The following is a 20,244-nucleotide window of genomic DNA, read 5'->3' on the forward strand; positions in this document are numbered from 1 at the left end:
CCCACTTGCGAAAGTTCTTTCCTTTACTTCTCAGGAATAATCCCGAAGATTTCGGCTGAGCCTTCTATCTGAAGCTTGGCTGCCTTCTTCACCAATTCTACCTTGCAGAATGAACTGTCGATGGTGGTAGTGGCAAGAACCTTGCCCTTGGCATTCAACTGACGACAAACCAAAGAACTGCCTGGAGTCAACTTCAGAAGCAGGGTGTAACTCTTTACATCCTTCTCAATACCCATAGTAAGGATGCCCTCGTTGGTGAATGAGGTGCAAGGATTCTCATCGAAACCATACATCGCTGCCTGAAGGTTGGTTGCCTCTACAGGGAAGCTCAAACGCTCTGGAGTGGTTGGATTCACCTCGAAGGTGCGGACAGCGGCCCAGTTGCGCTTGTCTGACTTCAACTTCTTGATACGGATATAACGAGCCTCAACAGGGGTGTCGGTCTTCCAGTTGATGATATACTGCTTCTTCAACTCGCCTGTCAGCGCCTTCCATTCCTTTCTGTCTACAGAATACTCCAATACGGTGTTGTCGAAGTAGTCCACATCATCTACAGAGTTGCGGCCCTGAAGGATTCTTACCTCTGAAACTGAACGAACGCAGCCCAGGTCAGCACCAATCCAGTCGCCTGTATTCTGGCCGTTACCCGATGTATAATAGGTAGTAGAATCGTTGTCGAACATCGCCTTGCTCTGGGTAGTTCTCAAGGTAGCATAGGTACCGATACCCTTATAGAAGGCAGGCACCTTGCCGGTCAACTTCTTGAAGAAACCAGATGCCATATCGTCCATAGACTGCTCGTAGAATGGCTGCAATACCATGGTTCCTGACTTATGCTTCTCGTAAGCAGCCACATCTTCCTTGCTCATGCGGTTGTTGACATAGCCATCCCAGAACGCCTGGTCGTTGCCAGCCTTGTATTCCTTGATGAGACTCATGGTCTTCAAACCACGGTCGCCCAACTTGCCAAATTCTGTCAACCATGGGCGAAGTTCCTTCATCAGCAGGGCGTTCTTGCAGTTTGCCTCCATCTGGGCAGGAGCATTCTTCACCTTGACAAACTCATTCTGCAAAGCGTTGAACTGTGCATCTGTGAAGTTGTCGATGCGGAAGCTCTTGGTCTCCCATGATTCGATGCGGCGATAACCGGTCTCGGTATCGCAAGAGTGCATGGCGAAGGTGCGATATGCCTCATGTGCTTCCGGGGTGAGATCAACCAGACCACGCTCCCAGTTATCGAGCGGATTATAGTTGGCGATATTCCAGCTATAGTCAGCTACACCATAGAGCGCCAGCTTGGAAGCCTCACCATGCTCCATCGGGTTGCTCACGAAACCACAGAGATCCTTGTTGGTCAGGTCGGTCTGCAAACCGTAGGTAGGACCCTGCATGATGATATGGCGGGCATAATCGGTTACAGGGAAGTTCCACCAGTAGTAAGCTGGGCGCTTGATGCGGGAATTCACCCAGTCGAGCGTCTCGCGGGTCAAGTCGCTACATACCACATCCCCTGTCCAGAATACGTTGATAGAAGGGTCGAGGGTATTTCCGAAGATGGCGAGAGAACCGGTTGGCTTTGGATTCGCCCAGAGACGGGTATAATCGGTAGGACACATCACGAGCGGAGTTACATCGCCCTTAGCCTTCACAAATTCCTTTGCCAGGCGGTTCAGGAGTTCCGACTGCTTTACCGGGTTGGCACCCTCGCCGGAAATATCATCGAAGAAGATAGCGAAAGAACGAACACCAAGGTCGTACATCAGATCGAGCTTGTGAATCAGGTTCTGATAGTCTTCCTCATTCCACTTGATGTCCTGTCCCGGATGGATAGCCCACACGAAGTCTACTCGGTTGCGGCGACAAGCCTGAACGAGTTCGCCGATGTTCTTTGCCTCTTTCTCAGGATAAGGCAAGCGCCAGTTAGGACAACTGTGATAAGGGTCGTCCTTCGGACCGTAGAGATAGGTGTTCATCTTATTCTTTCCGTAATAGTCGATGAGGGAAAGACGCACCTGATGAGACCAAGGTTCGCCATAGAAGCCTTCTACCACACCACGGTTTGGAAGATCTGGGTAGTCGTTGCAGGTGGTGTAAGGCATCTGTCCCTTTGCCATCTCGCTGTTAACAATCTGGCGCAGAGTCTGCAAACCGTAGAAGGCACCACGCTCGTCGAAGCCCACAATCTGGATACCCTTGGCATCAGCCTTCAGGCTGTAAGCACCCGAAACAGGCTTTACGCCAGCCTTGGCAGCGAGTTTTTCACCGAAATCGATAGTCAGGCGAATGCCCTTGGCGTTGGCGGTAAGAAACTTCACGTCATCGGCAAACTTGCCTTTCTTGTCTATCACCTTGACACCTTTCTGCAGGTCGAGTCGGTTAGCAGCATCCACATTCAGGAGATGTGGTGTAGGGCTCACGATGAGTCCGTGATGATCCAGTTTCTTACCCGGAATCATGTTTACGTCCTGCTTTTCAGAACGCTGGCCGCTCAGGTCTTGTGCCTGAGTGCCCTGTGCAAATGCAGCCATCAGGAGGGCTGCCATCAACATTTTTCTAGTCATAATGAATAGTTGGTTTAGGATTTATATTTATTAAAGTTTATATATTTACGAAAGCTTTTGCCCTTACAGGGCTCCTTGCTGATTGCCATTATAACCCAGGGCACTGCCCTGGGCTAGGAGCTTCTGCCCTTTCAGGGCGTGCTGCTTCTAGAGCTTTGAGTCTTCAGGGCGTGCTGCTTCTGTAGCATTTGCCCCCTTCAGGGCGTGTGGAAAAATTCTTACAAGTGGAATACTCTTTCCACGGTTTCATTGGTTTGCTTGGCAAACTCTTCTTCGCTCACGTTGTAGGCTTTCGCCAAGGTTTTAAGAACTTCTACTACGAAGGCGCTCTCATTGCGCTTTCCGCGATATGGAACGGGAGCCATGTATGGAGAGTCGGTTTCCAAAACAATGCGGTTCATCGGAACCACGGCTGGAAGGTCTTCACGCAGATGACTGCTCTTGAAGGTAGAGACTCCACCGATACCCAGCACGAAGTTGTCGAACGAGAGGAGTTCCTCGGCTTCCTTCTGATTGCCGGTAAAGCAATGGAACACGCCGCCCGGAAGGTCTTTCTGATACTGTCTGAGCAGATGTACCATCTCATTCTGCGCCTTGCGGCAATGAATCATCAATGGCAAGCGGGTATCTACCGACCACTTCACCTGCTCTTCGAAAGCCTCCAGCTGCTCATGTTCGAACTCACGGCTCCAATAGTAATCCAATCCGATTTCGCCAATGGCGATAAAGTCGGAAAATTGCATCTCCCGGAGTTCTGCCAGCTGCTCCTTCCAGTCTTCCTTCACCTCTTCAGGGTGCAAGCCAATCATGGGATAGGCGTAGCCCGGATATTCCCGGCTCAAAGCCAGGACTGCGTGCGTGGTCTTCAAGTCGATGGCAGGCAAGAACACCTTGCCTACCCCCGCTTCACTGGCACGAGCGAAAGCCTCCGCCCTATCCTCATCAAATTCCTCCGCATCAAAATGCGTATGCGTATCTATTACTTTGAACATTGAACTTTGAACTAAATGATTAGTACTGGCGCTTCATCATTTTCTGTGCATACTTTGCCAACTCCTCCTTGCGCTCAGCAGGCACATTCACTGCATCCAGATACTTCCTGCTCTGCTCGAAGTAATAAGCTATCTTGTCCTGAGCCATCTTGTCAATACCAATCTCGTTGTAAAGACGGGTAACGGCAGCTACCTTTTCCTTGCTGTCGAATTCCTTGGCATCCACCAACTTCTGGAGTTCTGCACGCTGAGCGTCGTTGGCATGGTTGAAGGCATTGATGAGCATGAAGGTCTTCTTGTTGGAAGTGATATCGCCACCAATCTCCTTACCGAACACCTTGGTATCGCCATAGACATCGAGGAAATCATCCTGCAACTGGAAAGCCAGGCCAATCTGCTCACCAAACTTATACAGGTTCTCGGCATCTTCCTCAGAAGCATCAGCCAGAACAGCACCAATCTTCAGAGCACAAGCCAGGAGTACGCTGGTCTTGAGACGGATCATCTCGATATACTCCTCTTCCTTCACATCGTTTCGTGTCTCAAACTCCATATCATACTGCTGCCCCTCTCCTATTTCGAGAGCGGTGGTGGTGAAGATTTTCAACACCTTGGCAAGATGCTTTTCGTCACACTGTGCCATGCGCTCATAGGCAAGAACCAGCATGCTGTCGCCCGAGAGGATGGCTGTATTGGCATCCCACTTCTTGTGAACGGTCTCGTGACCACGGCGCAGGTCGGCATTGTCCATCAGGTCATCATGGAGCAAGGTATAGTTGTGATAAGTCTCCAGGGCGATGGCATTCATCAGGATTTTCTCCGGGTCGTTCTTGAAGATGTTGTAACCCAGGAGCATCAGGGTTGGACGGATGCGCTTGCCCCCCATAGAGAGCACATACTTTATCGGCTCATATAGCGAATATGGTTTACGGTCGTATGGCAAGTTTTCCAAGAACTCGTTCACCATGTTTAAAATTTCATCAGCTGTCTTCATAATAATGTATAATTTATAATGAACAATTTATAATTTATAATGAATAATTTACAAAATAATTTATAATCCTATAACTGGAATACCACCGGAACGGCAATCATGGTACGGCATACCTTGTTTCTATCCATTCCCGGTTTCCATTTCGGCATCATCTTCATCACCCTGAGAGCCTCAGCATCGAGCACCGGATCTACCGATGTGCTCACTCTCGTATCTGCTATACTGCCGTCCTTGTTCACGATGAAGGTGATGACAACGGTTCCCTGCACCTTGTTTTTCTGCGCTGCAGAAGGATATTTCAGGTTCTTGGTGAGCCATTGCATGAATGCCGACCATCCGCCCGGAAATTCCGGAATTTTCTGCACCACTGTAAATTTGATGGGTTCTTCTGGCGTATTGTCAGAATTATCAATCGCAGTCTCAGGTGCAGCTTCCTTCACATCGGCACCTTCCACCGCTCCCGAACCGTCACCGATAACCAGTTTGCTGGTAGTGGTACTGAGTTTATCGGGCGATTTCACCATCTGCTGTTCGGTAGGTTTCACCTCCTGCGTGATGGCTTCTGATGCAGGTGCCTTCGACATCGCCTCAGCACTCACCATGTCCTTCTGGTCGGGTGGTGTCTGCATATCCAGGTCTTGTGCCAGATCCTCAAAGTTCTCAGCCCAGTCATCTCCTCCCTGAGGTCCCTTCTGATATTGAAGTGCCACGAAGAGGAAGGTAAAAGCCAGAAGAAGCCCAAGCAGGAAAAAGGTGACCCGCTTGTCGTCCAACTGTACTTTCTTCGATTTTTTAATTTCCAACATTCTTCTATTTCTATCTAGTCTGCAGCCCCACTTCCCCATTTTTAGGAGCAGAAACTGCAATATTTCACTATCAATTCCGTTCTTTTCTACGAAAACAATGCAAATTTACTGTATATTCTTGAAAAAAGCTGTATCTTTGCCAAAGATTTATAGAATTTAAATGAAAAAAATAGTTTTTTCCCTCGTATTGACGCTTTTTGCGGCTTTTATGAACGCTCAGGAGAGCCAAACGAGTTATAACTTTCTGCGCTTACCGGTCAGTGCACATGCCGCAGCCCTCGGAGGCGATAACATCACCTTGATAGAAGATGATGAAGCCCTCGTATTCCATAATCCGGCGCTGCTGTCGTCGGTGAGCGATAAGACCATCAACCTCAACTACATGAATTACATGTCGGGGGTGAACGTGGCATCGGCTTCCTTCAACCGCATCGTGAAGGAAAAGGCATCATGGGCGGTGTCGGCTCAATACATCGACTATGGCAAGATGAAACAGACGGATGAGAACAACATCGAGATGGGCGAATTCTCGGCAAAGGACATTGCGCTTGCGGGCCATTTCTCCTATATGCTTGCCCAGAATCTCGCAGGTGGTATCTCTGCCAGATTCATCACCTCCTATATCGGTGATTACAACTCCATCGCCATGGGCGTAGACCTGGGTTTGAACTATTACGACCCAGAGCAGGACCTTTCTATCTCTGCCGTTGCCAAGAACCTGGGTGGACAGCTCAAGGCGTATGATGAGGAATATGAGAAGATGCCGATAGACCTGCAGGTGGGAGCCACCAAAGGGTTTGAGAACACCCCGTTCCGCATTTCTGCCACCCTGGTGAATCTGAACCATTGGGACAGCGGACTGAAAAACCATCTTGTGGTAGGATCAGAACTCCTCCTAGGCGAGAGTCTGTGGCTGGGAGCAGGATATAATGCCCGCCGTGCTGACGAGATGACGATTTCTACAGGCGAGGAGAACGAGGAGAGCAGTCATGGAGCCGGATGGTCATTCGGTGGAGGCATCAACCTGGAGCGCTTCCAGCTGAATGTGGCCTATGGCAAATATCACGTCAGCAGCAACAGTCTGGTGCTGAGTGTGAATTATAAATTGTAAATTATAAATTATAAATCAGTTCGAAATATGAAGAAGATAACAATAGCAATTGATGGTTATTCATCATGTGGCAAGAGTACCATGGCTAAGGACCTTGCCAAGGAGATTGGATATGTGTATGTAGATACAGGCGCCATGTACCGTTCTGTTACGCTCTACGCCTTGAGAAACAAGCTGTTTGATGCAGAGGGCAATGTCAAGGTAGATGAGCTGGAGAAGAAGATGCCTGAAATCCACATCTCGTTCAAGTTTAATGAAGCTACCGGTCGCCCGGACTGTTATCTCAATGGCGAACTCGTAGAGAAGGAGATTCGCTCATTGGAGGTTTCCAGCCACGTGAGTCCGATTGCCGCCATCCCATTCGTCAGAGAGGCTTTGGTGGCACAGCAGAAGAAGATGGGTGAAGACAAGGGCATCGTGATGGACGGCCGCGACATCGGCACCACCGTTTTCCCTGATGCAGAACTCAAGATATTCGTCACCGCCAGCTCCCAGGTGAGAGCACAGCGCCGATATGATGAGCTGCAGGAGAAGGGAATGCCAGCTGATTTCGAGGACATTCTGAAGAACGTAGAAGAGCGCGACTACATCGATACCCATCGAGAGACTTCTCCGCTGCGCCAGGCAGAAGATGCCATCGTTCTCGACAACAGCCAGCTGACCATCCCTCAGCAGAAGGCATGGCTCATGGAACAGTATCAGAAAGCCATCAAGGCATAGGTGTTTGCAAAAATTAGTTAAAATAGAATAATTTAACGAGAAAATAGAATTATTCATTGACACTACCTTGCAAAAAAAGCAATGATTTATTATCTTTGCGACACTATTTAAAGGTAGTAATGATATAGATTATAAATTTTGAGTTAATTACTGTTTTTTGAAGGTGGTAAGTCTTCGGGAGAAGATTTACCACTTGTTTTGTTTTTATACATTCCAGAATTCCAAGAGATTACCCCTGAATTCAAAGAGATTACCCCTTGAATTCATTGATAATCTTTTCCTTACATTCTTCCATCAGCCATTTGGGAGTACTTGTGGCACCACAGATGCCCACAGTATTGACGCCCTGGAACCATGCCATGTCTATTTCGTCAGCACTCTCTATCTGATAGCTGTTGTCATTCACGCTCTTGCATTCCTTGAAGAGTACCTTACCGTTGCTACTCTTTCTGCCGCTCACGAAGAGCACCACATCATGCCTGCTGGCAAAGATGGCGATATTCGGCATGCGGTTAGCCACCTGTCGGCAGATGGTGTCAAAGCTCTTGAAGGTAGCACCTTCCACGATATGCGCCTGGCAGTATTCGATGATGCGATGGAACTCTTCCAGGCTCTTGGTGGTCTGAGAATAGAGATAGATGTCCTTGGAGAAATCCAGCCTTCCTATCTCCCTCAGATGTTCCACATCCTCCAGCTTCTCTACCACGAGCGCGTGACTCTGGGTCTGTCCTACCAAACCCAGAACTTCGGCATGTCCCTTCTTTCCGAAGATGACAATCTGCGCCTCCGGATTGTTGACATACTGCTTCTTGATGCGTCGCTGCAACTGCAGTACCACAGGGCAGGTGGCATCAATGATTTCAATGTTGTTGCGCTCGGCAAGGGCATAGGTCTCAGGTGGTTCTCCATGGGCACGAAGCAATACCTTCACGCCATGCAGCTCCTCCATCTGCTCGTGGTCGATGGTGATGAGTCCTGCTTCATGCAGTCGTTCCACCTCCATACCGTTATGCACGATATCTCCCAGGCAGTAGAGTTTACTGCCTTTCTCCAACTCTTCTTCAGCTTTCTTGATGGCAGTGGTCACACCAAAGCAGAAACCACTGCCGTTATCTATTTCTATCTGCACTTTTTTTAATTTATAATTTATAATGTATAATGTATAATTATTCATTGTACATTATTCATTGTACATTAATCTTCACTACCACCTTTGCCTGGTCAGGATCATTCGTAATCATGAGGATACGAGGGGTCTTCACACGCGAATTCTTCAGTTCGGCAGCCACTGCCGTCACCTTCATCTTCACGGTTTCTCCCGGCTGAATCTTGCTCTTCTTCAAACTTACCTGCAAGCCCATGGTAAACATCTGCATGCTTCTGATGTCGAGTTCCGACTTACCCTTGTTGGTGAGGGTGATAAGTCCCTTCAGCTTCTTCTTGCCGTTGAAGCTGCCGAGGTTCAGTTCCGTTGCCGATATTTCCAACTTCGGAGCCTTTGCCTTCTGCTCGGCTGTCAACTTGTCAAAGTCAGGAAGGAGGACAGCAGAAACCACGATTTCCTTCTCTGGGGCAATCTTGTCGCCAGGACGCTCGCCCAGATAGATGGAAGTCTGGTTCAGTCCCAGGTCACGCAGCTTCTTGGAATCCAAGCCCAATACGACGACGGCAGAATGATGAGGAGCCACCTTGGATGGAGATACCTGTGCCTGGAGATAATTAGGCAGATGCATCACCACCGGTTCCATCACACGGTCGGTAGGATTGAAGATGTGGATGCGCTGCACCGGACGGTCGCCACGGTTTACGTCATCAAACTCCACTTCCTGGACATCCGACTTGATGTCACCCAGAAGCTGGTCGTAAGAACCTGCGAAGTCTACCACGCTGCCCACCACCTTGCCTCTCATCATGACGATGAAAGGTTCGTCAGAGGCATTGCTGTAGAGGCATATCTGCTTCATGAAGGTACCCATCTGCTTGGAGTCGTAAACAGCTTTGACTGTGAAGGTCTCGCCTGCTGCGATACTCTTCTTAGGATATTCCACAGATGTACAGCCGCAGCTCTTCAATACATTGTTAATGACCAAAGGCTTGTGGCCTTCGTTCTTCATCACGAACTCAGCAGTTACGGGCTTGCGGAACAACACCTGTCCGCAGTCCACCACCTCGTGCTGGGTTGTTATCTTCTGTGCTGATGCCGGCAGCGCCAACAGCGCTGATAGTATCCATATATTCATTCGTTTCATACTATTCTATTCTTAATTATCAATCTATAAACTTTTAACTATCAATTATTAACTTTCAATTCATAAGTCTCTGTGCGGCCACCAAATTCCGGACTGTAGGTACACTCAGCGGTGCAAGTTCCACTCTGATAGTCGCCCTTTCTATCCACGTAATACTCCATTTCTACGATGTGCTTACCTTTAGATAAACGATTGAAATAGAAATTTGTTGCATGATCTCTTGGAGAAACATAGCAGCCTATGCCCCACTGATAACCGCTCAACTGGTTGACCGGTTCCAGACATGCCGCACGCTTATCCGTAATCTGCACAAAGTCGTAGTCGCGGTCGGAGGTGATGATGAGCGTTACCTTCACCTTCTCGCCTACCTTCGCCTGCGCCTTGCCCTTGCTCTCAGATTCGGCTGGAACGATGACACGGCGCACCTTGATGCCCGATACCGCAGAACCGATTTCGCTGATAGGCTGCTTAAACTCTGCATAGACAGCACCCCAGCTGGTATAATCGCTCTTTTTGTCGATGCTCAGCTTAGATGCCTTGCCTGGTCTTCCGGTCTTCACATAGCCCAAAGTAGTGGAATCCTGCGGCATCGGCAGCAGCTTGCCATCCAGTTTCAGCACGGCATTCTCAGCCTTCCTGCTCCAGTTGCTCTCATTGCCCTTCATAAAGGCATAGACAGCATCTACGGTGTTCACCGGCGTATCCCAAACCTGGGTGCGTTTCGACATCAGGAGCCAACGCTGCAGTTCCTCGATGGTCTGCTTGTCGTTCGGCTTCAGCATCTGCAGCGCCTCTATCACAGATACCTGGGTAGGAATCTTATAGTTTCTCCAGCTGTAGAGTGCCTTGCGGGTATCGTAGTAGCGGCCCATCTCCTCGCGGTAAACAGCATATTCGTTCACACTCTGCAGATATTCGCCTGCCTTCTCGCGGTAAGCAGCATTCTGCTGGCTGTTTCTGGCGAGTACCACGGCAGCACGCGCCTTGCCATAGATGGTGAAATCACCGGTCATCTTCGACATTTTGTCCAGGAGATAAGCCTTGTCAGCTTCCAGATTCTGCTTCATCTTTCTACCATCCATCGAAAGGATGTAGAGATAATGCAGCGTCTGTTCGCTAGGACTCACCTTCTGCTTTTTCTCCTCCTGCTTCTTCATTTCTCTTACTTCCTGCGCTGTCTGCCAGGAGAGATAATCAATGGCGGAAGTCAGCATCTTGGCGGTGGATTTCTGAACACCAGCAACGGCATTCAGACGAACCATCATTTCGGCTACCGACGTTGTCATATATCTGCTGCCCTTCATTCCATTCCACCAGGAGAAGGAACCGTCAGCATTCTGCAACTTCTTCAATTTCTCCACCTGATTCTGCAGACGAATGGTCTCCTGAGAGAGATTCTTCTGAGAATGATTATCCAAAGAGAGAGTCTTCTGGATATGGGTGGTGATGGTATTGGCGTAGATGGCAGACATCAGCGAGATGGCATCCTCCTCATCCGGATTGCTGATAGCTGGCAGCGCCTTCACCATCAGCCAACTAGGATTGTTGGTGTACTCGATGGTTACCTTTGCCTCTTCAGCGCCCTTCACCTGTTTGCCCTCCTTGTTCAGGAAGAGTTTGCTCAGGTCGAAGTTCTGCTCGCCCTTCTGATGCAGGGTGATAGGCAGAGTGTTCACCACGAGTTCACGGTTGCTCAAAACAGGCAGATAGTGCTGTTCACCATCGCTGTACCCGTTTCCGGCAGCCACCACCTTATTAATATATACACCCTCTTTCAGTCCCTGGACATCAAAGGAGATGGTAGCAGAGCCCTCGGCATCAATGCTGTAGTTCTGCGTCTTCTGCCAAACCACCTTGTTGGTCTCCGGGTCGAGAATCTGCATACGGGCGTTGCCGCTCACCTTCTTGTCGGAAGTATTGAAGAGTTTCACCACGATGGTAGCCTTGTCGCCCTCACGCAGGAAGCGAGGCATGTTAGGCTGCACCATCACGGTCTTCTGAGCCACAGCCTCATCCACCAGCAAACCATTGCGCATCTCCTTGTCATGAGCCAAGCCCATGAACTTCCAAGTAGTCACGCTTTCCGGCAGGGTAAAGTTGATAGCCACATTGCCCTGATTGTCGCTCTCCAAGGCAGGATAGAAGAAGGCGGTCTCGTTCAGGTTTTCACGCACCTGAACATGGTTGAGTGCCGCTTCATCGGCAGAAGAAAGAACCTTATTAGATCCTCCACCACCAAATTCTTCAAGCATCACCATTTTGTTCTGTAAAGCCAAGTCCATCTCAGAAAGCAAAGGTTTCGAAGAAGCAGCTCCGAAACGGGTCATCTTAGAGCCACGAATTCTCATGACTTTCGCCTCATCTCGAACCAGCTCGTCTTTCTGTATACGAACAGCCTCAACGGTTGCAAAATAAGAACGTTCCACCGCTTCCATATAAGCATAATAGCTAAAATATTTGCCATCAAACTTATCTACATCCAGTTGTTTCTGGTCGAAATATTTAGTAGGATAAACACCCAACAAATCCATCTTATAATACTTCAGATTACTCTTCCAATAGCAGCTTGGCAACCACTGGCTTAATCCCAGCGACATTTTCCAGCTATGCTCAGCCAACTGGTCGAGCGACTTGTCATAGAGTACGCTCATCAGCTGTGCCTTGGCAGGCTTGCCGTCAGGAGTGGTAATCTGCAAGGTCCACTTCTCCTTCTGTCCCGGAGTGAGACGGTCACGGAAAGTCTTCCAGGCGATGTTCAGCTTCTTCTCCGGCAGAGGACGGGCGATATTGATGGTTCGGGCATAGCATTCTCCGTTCTTCACGAAACTATAGTTGATGACCACGCCCGACGCATATTCCTCCTTGTAGGTGAATGGCAGGGTCACGATACTGTCGCCCAACTCCCAGGCACCTTTCTCCAGCAGTTTGTTGCCGGCGATGATGGAATAAACGATGTGCGCTCCGTTTTCAGAAGAACCCACCTGCACGTATACCGGCTTTCCATCACGAGGGAAGGTCTTCGCCGTCTGATAATACCATTCGGTGGTTGTTTCCATCGGATGGGTATCCTTCATGCTGAAAAGGGTGAACTTCTGCTGCAGGGTATCTGTTCCGCAGATTGCCTCCAGCTGATGAACGCCCGATTTCCGAACCTGGGCAGAAGAAGCGTTATATTCCTTGATGGCGATAGGAGCATTTGCCTCAGCCACCTTCCATTCGCCTTTATCAATGCGATATTTCAGCTGGCTCGAAATCGGCATTCCACTGGCATTTCTATAAGCAAAAGTCACGGTCTTCAAACTGTCTACCTCTATCCGCTTCGGCATATCCACCGAGAAAGCAGTAGACCTGGTGCCCAAAGGCAGACTCATCTCGCCTTCATGACTCTCGCCGCTGATATCCGTAACCACGGCAGAAACCGTGAAATTAAAGAAGCGGGCGATGCGCATGAAGTCGTTCTTCTCCGATTCTGCAACCTCCAATGGGATTTCCACCTCAAAGGTTCCGTCCTCGCGGGTCACGGTGGAATCTGTCTTTACCAGCTTATCGGAAGAACTGGCACCCCTCCACCACATCTGGTTTCTGCGGGTCACCTTATATTCCACCTTGGCTCCCTGCACAGGCACACCAGCATAGGTCTTGGCTGTAGCCTTCACCACTATAGTATCGCCCCAGGTATATCGCTCGTTCACCTTCGGGAAAGTAATCTCGAAGGTAGGACGCTTGTATTCCTCAACTCTGATATATTCGCTTGCCTGACCATTCACGGAGATAGAAAACATTCCCGTCTTTCCCTCCTTCGGCAATTCGAAATCAACCGAAGCCGTACCGTATTCATCGGTCGTAGCCTTCTGCTCAGCCACCTGCTTCCATTCAGCGTCTCTCAGGATAAACTTCAGTTCCTTGCTCTTGCCCAGCACGCTGGCATCCAAGCCCTTCTTCACGATAAAGGAGACGGCAGTGGCATGCACCTTCTGTCCCGGGCGATAGATGCTGCGGTCGGTAAACAGCTGATATGCTGTCTTGTCATCCTTCTGCTCGAAATAGCGGTCACGGCTGAGATAGATGTATTTGGCTGGCGCATACTTATCTGCAGAAGTGGAAATCAACACCTCTCCATCTACATTCTTGAAGTAAGCCTCACCATTGCTGTCAGTAGTCAAGCGGGCATGAACCAGTCGCTTATGCTTGCCCGTCTTCACATCATAATCCTTTTCATAGAGTTCAATCTTAGCCCCGGCAATAGGCTGGCCATCGGTAGCATTCACCACTACATAGCGATGCTTATCATCAGGCAACTGCTGGATCATCACCGCCAAATTGCTCACATAGAAGAGTTTGCGCTGCGGAGCGATGCCGGTATTATCCGAAGTAACCTCCATCAGATAGGCACCCAGCGGCAGATTGCCACCGATTTCGATGGAATCCTTCACCTCTTCATAATCCGGACGACCGTAGTAGTTCCTGCTGTAATCCTTCTGATGCAGCTTCGTAGTCTTCTTCAGGAGCATCTTATAGGTAGCCTCATCCTGCGCATCATAATTATTATCTGCCGTGATATCAAGACGGGAAATGCTGAACTTCAGGTTCTGGAGATTGCGCACATTCAGATGCACCCACGCCTTCTCTCCTGGACGCAATACCTGCGGCATATCCTGCACCTGGAACATCGGTTCGGTGAGTCGCTTCTGCGCATTTCTCAGTTCGTTCATTCTCGACCATCCGCCCCAGCGGCTCAGCGCATAGTTGATATAGTTGAGCTTATCCTGCGGTTTGGCATCGGAAGAACGCTCCATGAAGCGGTAGTGCTCCACGGCAAGTTCGCCTGCCTCCGGAATATCCTGATAAACGTGGATGAGCGAGTCGATGGTATGGAGATACTTCGACTTCTTCACCTCTCTCACGTCGTCCTGACTGTATTTTTCAATGAGCTTATAGGCACAGAGACATGCCGCTCCCCGATTGCCCACCTTATTATAATAGGTATACATCAGTAGATACGCCTCCTTGCTGTCTGACTCGAATCCGATGAGATGCAGCAGATCGTTGTTAAAGGAACTGCCATCCACGCCCTTCTGCGTCAATGGAACATACTCTGTAGATGTATGTCGAGCAAGAAGTTCAGGCTGTTCCAGGGCTTTCTTGAAGAACTCCTGGCTTTTCTTTTCGCTGACCTTGCCCAGCACGGCATATCTCACCGCCTTCAAAACCGGGTTCTTCTCCTTCAGCACCTCGGCTTCCATCCGCTTCACGTTCGGTTCCAGCGAGTCAGCAGAAATCTCTTTCCAGAGAGTCATCTGCCTCATCTCAGCCGCCAGCAGCTGTCCATAATCATTTGCCGCCGAAGCCTTGGCGATGATTTTCTTCATCACCGCGATTTCGCTCTTAGGCTGGTCCTTCTGAGCAATGATTTCAGCTTGCTTCCACAAGTTGTCGTATGTCTGTGCCACAGTTTGCTGCAGGGCAAGCAGGGCTATGAGGAGTGTTAGAATGTTTCTTTTCATAAGCCAACAGTATATTATGTTAATTACAATCTGTTAAACATCAAACTTTCTACTGCAAAAATACAAAAAAAAACTGTTTTCTAACCCCGAAACTGAAACTTTTTATTATCTTTGCACCAAAATAAAAGAATTTATCTAAAAATAACATTAAAAAAACAATGGCAGAGAAAAAGTACGGTCATTTTGATGACGCCAATCGCGAGTACGTGATTACAGATCCTAAGACTCCATGGCCTTGGATCAATTATTTGGGTAACGAGGATTTCTTCTCGCTCATCTCAAATACAGCAGGTGGTTATTCCTTCTACAAGGATGCCAAGTTCCGTCGCATCACCCGTTATCGCTACAACGGTGTGCCGATGGATAACGGCGGTCGCTATTTCTACATCAAGGATGGCGATACCGTATGGAACCCAGGATGGAAACCTTGCAAGACACCGCTCGACAGCTACGAGTGCCGCCACGGCATGAACTATACCCGCATCACGGGCAGCAAGAACGGCGTGGAGGCAAGTGTGCTCTTCTTCGTTCCGCTCCATACATGGGCTGAGGTGCAGAAGATGACGCTGAAGAACCAGACTAAGGAGGTGAAGACCCTCAAGGTATTCTCCTTTGCCGAATGGTGCCTCTGGAATGCTGCTACCGACATGGAGAACTTCCAGCGCAACTTCTCTACGGGAGAGGTGGAGGTAGAGGGTTCTACCATCTATCACAAGACCGAATACCGCGAGCGCCGCAACCACTATGCTTTCTACACCGTGAATACAGAGATTCAGGGATATGATACCGACCGCGAGAGCTTCATCGGACTCTACAACGAGTTTGCCGAGCCTGAGGCAGTCATCGAAGGCAAGCCACGCAACAGCTTTGCCCACGGCTGGAGCCCTATCGCATCTCATTATATAGAGGTTACCCTGCAGCCGGGCGAGAGTCGCGACCTCATCTTCCTCCTGGGATATGTGGAGAACGAGCAGGACAAGAAGTTCAGCGCCAAGAAGGTGATCAACAAGGAGAAGGCTCATGAGCTTATAGCCAAGTTTGATACCACCGAAAAGGTGGACGCTGCCTTCGCAGAACTCAACCAGTACTGGGATAACCTGCTGAACATCTTCACCGTGAAGAGCGGCAACGACAAGTTAGACCGCATGGTGAACATCTGGAACCAGTATCAGTGCATGATCACCTTCTGTATGTCGCGTTCGGCAAGTTTCTTCGAGAGCGGCATCGGTCGAGGCATGGGCTTCCGCGATTCCAACCAGGACCTCGTAGGCTTCGTTCATCAGATTCCTACCCGTGCCCGCCAGCGCATCATCGATATCGCCAGCACCCAGTTCCCTGACGGTGGCTGCTACCACCAGTATCAGCCGCTCACCAAACGCGGCAACAACGATATCGGTGGCGGTTTCAACGACGACCCTTGCTGGCTCATCTTCGGTACCGTGGCATACATCAAGGAAACGGGCGACTTCTCTATCCTCGCTGAGCAGGTGCCTTTCGACAACCAGCCGGGCACAGAAGTAAGCCTCTTCGAGCACCTCAAGATTTCAATGAACCATGTTATCAACAACCTGGGTCCACACAAGTTGCCGCTCATCGGCAGAGCCGACTGGAACGACTGTCTGAACCTGAACTGCTTCTCCTGGGATCCTAACGAGAGTTTCCAGACCACCGAGAACAAGGGCGAAGGCAGCAAGGCTGAAAGCCTGATGATTGCCGGCCTGTTCGTAGTAACCGGCAAGGACTATGTAGCCCTCTGCAAGCAGCTTGCCAAGGAAGCCGTGAACAGCCATGAAGGCGAAATCGCCGGACTAGCCGAGGAAGATTACCTGGCAGAAGCCGAGCGTATGCAGCAGGCGGTAGACGCAATGAGCGAAGCCGTGAAGCAGCATGGATGGGACGGCGAATGGTTCCTCCGTGCCTACGATTTCTTCGGCAACAAGATAGGTAGTGATGAGAACGAAGAAGGCAAGATCTTCATCGAGAGCCAGGGCTGGTGCACCATGGCTGGCATCGGACTGGAAGACGGTCTCTGCGACAAGGCATTGGACAGCGCCAAGAAGCGTCTGGAGTGCGAGCACGGAATGGTATTGAACAACCCTGCCTATACCACCTATCATGTAGAGATGGGCGAGATATCATCCTATCCTGAAGGTTACAAGGAGAATGCCGGCATCTTCTGCCACAACAATCCTTGGGTTATCATCGGTGAAACCGTAGCCGGTCGTGGCAACGATGCCTGGAACCATTATACCAAGATTCTGCCAAGCTATGTAGAAGAGAAGTATCAGACTCTGCACAAGGTAGAACCTTACGTAAACTGCCAGATGGTAGCCGGTAAGGATGCAGCCAAACCGGGCGAAGGAAAGAACTCCTGGCTCACCGGTACAGCAGCATGGATGTGGTATACGGTCAGCGAGTTCATCCTAGGCATCAAGCCAGATTACGAGGGTCTGAACATCGACCCATGTCTCCCAAGCACCGCCCATGAGTACGAGGTAACCCGCAAGTTCCGTGGTGGCGAATACCACATCGTGGTAAAGAACCCAGAAGGCAAGGAGAAGGGCGTCAAGCAGATAACCGTTGATGGCAAGGCTATCCCAGGCACCATCATTCCATGTCAGGAAGGCAAACACGAGGTAATCGTAGAAATGTAAATAAATAAAAGAGGATGCGTCATGAGTCCATGGCGCATTCTCTTTTTTATTTCTTTAATCGTCCCACAGATATCACAGATAACGCAGATTTAGGATTTTAGAATTTGTAAAGAATTACGAGTAAAGGAACCCCTCTGAAAAACTGAAGGTTGTGAAGGAAGGGTCACAAAAAAACTGAAATCTGAAATTAAAAACTCATTTTTATATGCAGCGTAGAGTAAAAAAGATGTAATTATATGATTATTAGGTAATTGCAACATATTTATACCAAGTGTTAAAATGCAGTTTTTGGCATGAAATTATTATTTTGAAAAAGTGCCTTCAGTCCTTCAGCCAACATTTTTGTCCATTCTCCTTACTTTTTAACCCTATTTTAACACTCCAAAAAACTTTGCCTTCAGTTTTCGTGTCTTATTTTTTCCCTCTTTTTCCAAAGAATCAAGATTTTTCAATACGCTATTATTTTATCTCACGGAGATATAGTTTTATCTCACAGAGATAATATTTTATCTCTCAGAGATATTTTCCCTATCTAATAGCTTCTTTAGAACACCCCCAAGGAAAAACAAAGAAATTCCAGAAAAAGCTTGCGGATTTGAAAATAAAGTCGTAACTTTGCGCTGTAGATTAAAAAACAGATGGTTATGAAGTACTTAGATCCTAAGGCAGACCTCACGTTCAAGAAGATATTCGGCAATCATCCTAAAAGACTGATCAGCCTTCTGAACGCCCTCCTGCCACTCAGCGAAGAAGAGCAGATACAAGAAATCAAGTATCTGCCCACAGAACTTGTGCCCCAGCTCGAAGGGGGCAAGAATACCATTGTTGATGTACTCTGTACCGACGTCAGAGGCAGGAAGTTCTGCGTGGAGATGCAGATGGAATGGTCTGATGCCTTCCAGCAGCGAGTACTGTTCAATGCATCCAAGCTCTATGTGAGTCAGGCTAAAAAGGGAGGAAAATACAGTGAACTCCAACCAGTGTATTCTCTCAACCTGATAAATGATATCTTTGCGCATGATACTCCGGATTTCATCCACAACTACCGCATCGTGCACGACAAGGACAGTAATAAGGTCATCGAGGGATTGCATTTCACCTTCATAGAACTCCCTAAGTTCACTCCTTATTCCATCTCCGACAAGCGCATGATGGTGCTGTGGCTCCGTTTCCTCACGGAAATCAATTCCAACACGAAGGAGATTCCTTCCGACCTACTTAATGACCCGGAGATAGGAAAAGCCGTAGAGGAACTGGAGATTTCCGGATTCACAGATGCCGAACTCTGGGCCTACGACAAGTTCTGGGATTCCGTAAGCGTTGAAAGAACCCTCATAGATGACAGCTACCAGAAAGGTAAGGAAGAAGGCATGGAAAAAGGCAGAGCTGAAGGTAAAGAAGAAGGCATGAACCAGCGAAGCCTTGAGATTGCCAGAAAGATGCTGGCACAGGGTATAGATGAAGCAATGGTCATGGATATGACGGGGCTGACGGCAGAGGAAATCAAGCAGATGAAACTCTAGTCATGCAGCGCTCCATCAGACCGCATGGCGTCATCCTTCGGCATCCCTGATACTACCAAAAGGGTCTATACGCCACCCGATTATCGTGGCATATAGACCTTTTTTTCTATTGTATCTGTGAAAATCTGTGGACTCTGTGGGACAAGAAATAACTCCCGCAGCTTTAACTTTCCCTTCTGCCGCCGATTTTCAATTCGCAAACGTCGCAGATTTTTACCGAGTAAAACCTAAGAATCCAAAAACAATCTCATATTTTTTTTGTATTTTGGGGATAAAAAAATCCACAGCGAGCTTCAACAGCGGGCCGTGGACTTCTAGAATACAATTCTATAAACCTAAAAAACTAAACCTATAAACCTAAAAACCTAACTAACCTAAACTTAAAAACTTTTACCTTAAACTTAACCTAAAACAACTAAACCTAAACTTATAATCGTAAACCATATCATCCCGAAACGAATCGATTCACCGTAAGTAAACCAAACCTTTCTGAATTCTGGTGCAAAGATAAGGTTTTTCTGTATATAATAGGTGAAAAAATCGTTCAAAAAACAGCAATTTTTGGCATTTTTACGCATCAAGAACGATTTATTGTATCAAATGAACGATAATTATTCGCTCAAAAGACGATCAGACGAAAAAGAAATTGGTTTTTCAGAGGATTTTTTGTAATTTTGCAGGCAAAAAACAGATAATCATGAAGAAGATTTTATACTTCGTGGCTGCCATTGCCGCCACAACCCTTATTACGACAACCGGTACCAGCTGCAAGTTCGCACCCGAACAGCAGGATGGTGACACCGTGGCTGCCAGCGAGTTCTATCCGGAAGACACATCGTCTGCCCACGCCAAAAAGATGGCGAAAAAGACAGCTGAGCAGGCTGCCATCGTGGACAGTACCGACATATTTTATATAGGCAGCGGTTCTACCAAGGATATCATCCAGCTGGTATCCTACCCTTCACGCCGCGACACCTTTATATATAGTAAGACCCTACATATCAAGGTGAAGGGTAATGCCGACATCAACCACGTGGTAAGAGTAGACTACTATCTGCTGAACGGCAAGGATTCGCTGGTGAAATATGTAGAGGAGGTGAAACTCGATGCGAAGAAATAATTCCCGTAAA

The 20,244-nt window shown here is 48.5% G+C and carries 12 protein-coding genes; 5 read left to right on the plus strand and 7 right to left on the minus strand.

Features of this window, described 5'->3' with window-relative positions; genetic code table 11:
• Positions 1-23: 23 nt before the first annotated feature.
• From ACTQ53_RS01030 to ACTQ53_RS01045, 4 genes are all read right to left on the minus strand, one after another.
• Positions 24-2,561, minus strand: coding sequence for a beta-N-acetylglucosaminidase domain-containing protein (locus tag ACTQ53_RS01030; protein WP_441931706.1), 2,538 nt, complete (start codon positions 2,559-2,561; stop codon positions 24-26).
• A 218-nt stretch (positions 2,562-2,779) separates the two neighbouring features.
• Positions 2,780-3,553, minus strand: a complete 774-nt coding sequence (locus ACTQ53_RS01035) for a TatD family hydrolase (protein ID WP_441931707.1) — start codon at positions 3,551-3,553, stop codon at positions 2,780-2,782.
• Between the two features lie 19 nt (positions 3,554-3,572).
• Complete coding sequence (locus ACTQ53_RS01040; protein ID WP_441931708.1) at positions 3,573-4,547, minus strand: polyprenyl synthetase family protein; 975 nt, start codon at positions 4,545-4,547, stop codon at positions 3,573-3,575.
• A 68-nt stretch (positions 4,548-4,615) separates the two neighbouring features.
• The gene (locus ACTQ53_RS01045) at positions 4,616-5,353 is read right to left on the minus strand and encodes an energy transducer TonB (protein WP_294971134.1); all 738 of its coding nucleotides are present in this window, start codon (positions 5,351-5,353) and stop codon (positions 4,616-4,618) included.
• A gap of 160 nt (positions 5,354-5,513) precedes the next feature.
• Here ACTQ53_RS01045 and porQ point away from each other — a divergent pair, with 160 nt between their 5' ends.
• Positions 5,514-6,464 carry a type IX secretion system protein PorQ gene (porQ, locus tag ACTQ53_RS01050; RefSeq protein ID WP_441931709.1) on the plus strand — a complete coding sequence of 317 codons (951 nt, stop codon included), beginning with the start codon at positions 5,514-5,516 and terminating at the stop codon, positions 6,462-6,464.
• A 27-nt stretch (positions 6,465-6,491) separates the two neighbouring features.
• Positions 6,492-7,184, plus strand: a complete 693-nt coding sequence (gene cmk, locus ACTQ53_RS01055; protein WP_217761610.1) for a (d)CMP kinase — start codon at positions 6,492-6,494, stop codon at positions 7,182-7,184.
• A gap of 250 nt (positions 7,185-7,434) precedes the next feature.
• Here cmk and ACTQ53_RS01060 read toward each other — a convergent pair whose 3' ends face one another.
• The 3 genes from ACTQ53_RS01060 to ACTQ53_RS01070 are packed head-to-tail and all read right to left on the minus strand — an operon-like array spanning position 7,435 to position 14,937.
• Complete coding sequence (locus tag ACTQ53_RS01060) at positions 7,435-8,358, minus strand: 4-hydroxy-3-methylbut-2-enyl diphosphate reductase (protein WP_441931710.1); 924 nt, start codon at positions 8,356-8,358, stop codon at positions 7,435-7,437.
• Between the two features lie 10 nt (positions 8,359-8,368).
• A complete protein-coding gene (locus ACTQ53_RS01065) occupies positions 8,369-9,433 on the minus strand; it encodes a DUF1573 domain-containing protein (protein WP_441931711.1) in 1,065 nt (354 codons plus the stop codon).
• 41 nt (positions 9,434-9,474) lie between these two features.
• A complete protein-coding gene (locus ACTQ53_RS01070) occupies positions 9,475-14,937 on the minus strand; it encodes an alpha-2-macroglobulin family protein (RefSeq protein WP_441931712.1) in 5,463 nt (1,820 codons plus the stop codon).
• 158 nt (positions 14,938-15,095) lie between these two features.
• Here ACTQ53_RS01070 and ACTQ53_RS01075 point away from each other — a divergent pair, with 158 nt between their 5' ends.
• The 3 genes from ACTQ53_RS01075 (at position 15,096) to ACTQ53_RS01085 (ending at position 20,234) form a co-directional block, all read left to right on the plus strand.
• On the plus strand, positions 15,096-17,591 hold the full coding sequence (locus ACTQ53_RS01075) for a GH36-type glycosyl hydrolase domain-containing protein (RefSeq protein WP_441931713.1): 2,496 nt from the start codon (positions 15,096-15,098) through the stop codon (positions 17,589-17,591).
• 638 nt (positions 17,592-18,229) lie between these two features.
• Positions 18,230-19,114, plus strand: a complete 885-nt coding sequence (locus ACTQ53_RS01080; protein ID WP_441931714.1) for an Rpn family recombination-promoting nuclease/putative transposase — start codon at positions 18,230-18,232, stop codon at positions 19,112-19,114.
• A gap of 697 nt (positions 19,115-19,811) precedes the next feature.
• Positions 19,812-20,234, plus strand: a complete 423-nt coding sequence (locus tag ACTQ53_RS01085) for a hypothetical protein (protein WP_153124402.1) — start codon at positions 19,812-19,814, stop codon at positions 20,232-20,234.
• Positions 20,235-20,244 lie beyond the last annotated feature (10 nt).

Source organism: Prevotella sp. Sow4_E9_plate, from assembly GCF_052116205.1.
GTDB lineage: Bacteria > Bacteroidota > Bacteroidia > Bacteroidales > Bacteroidaceae > Prevotella.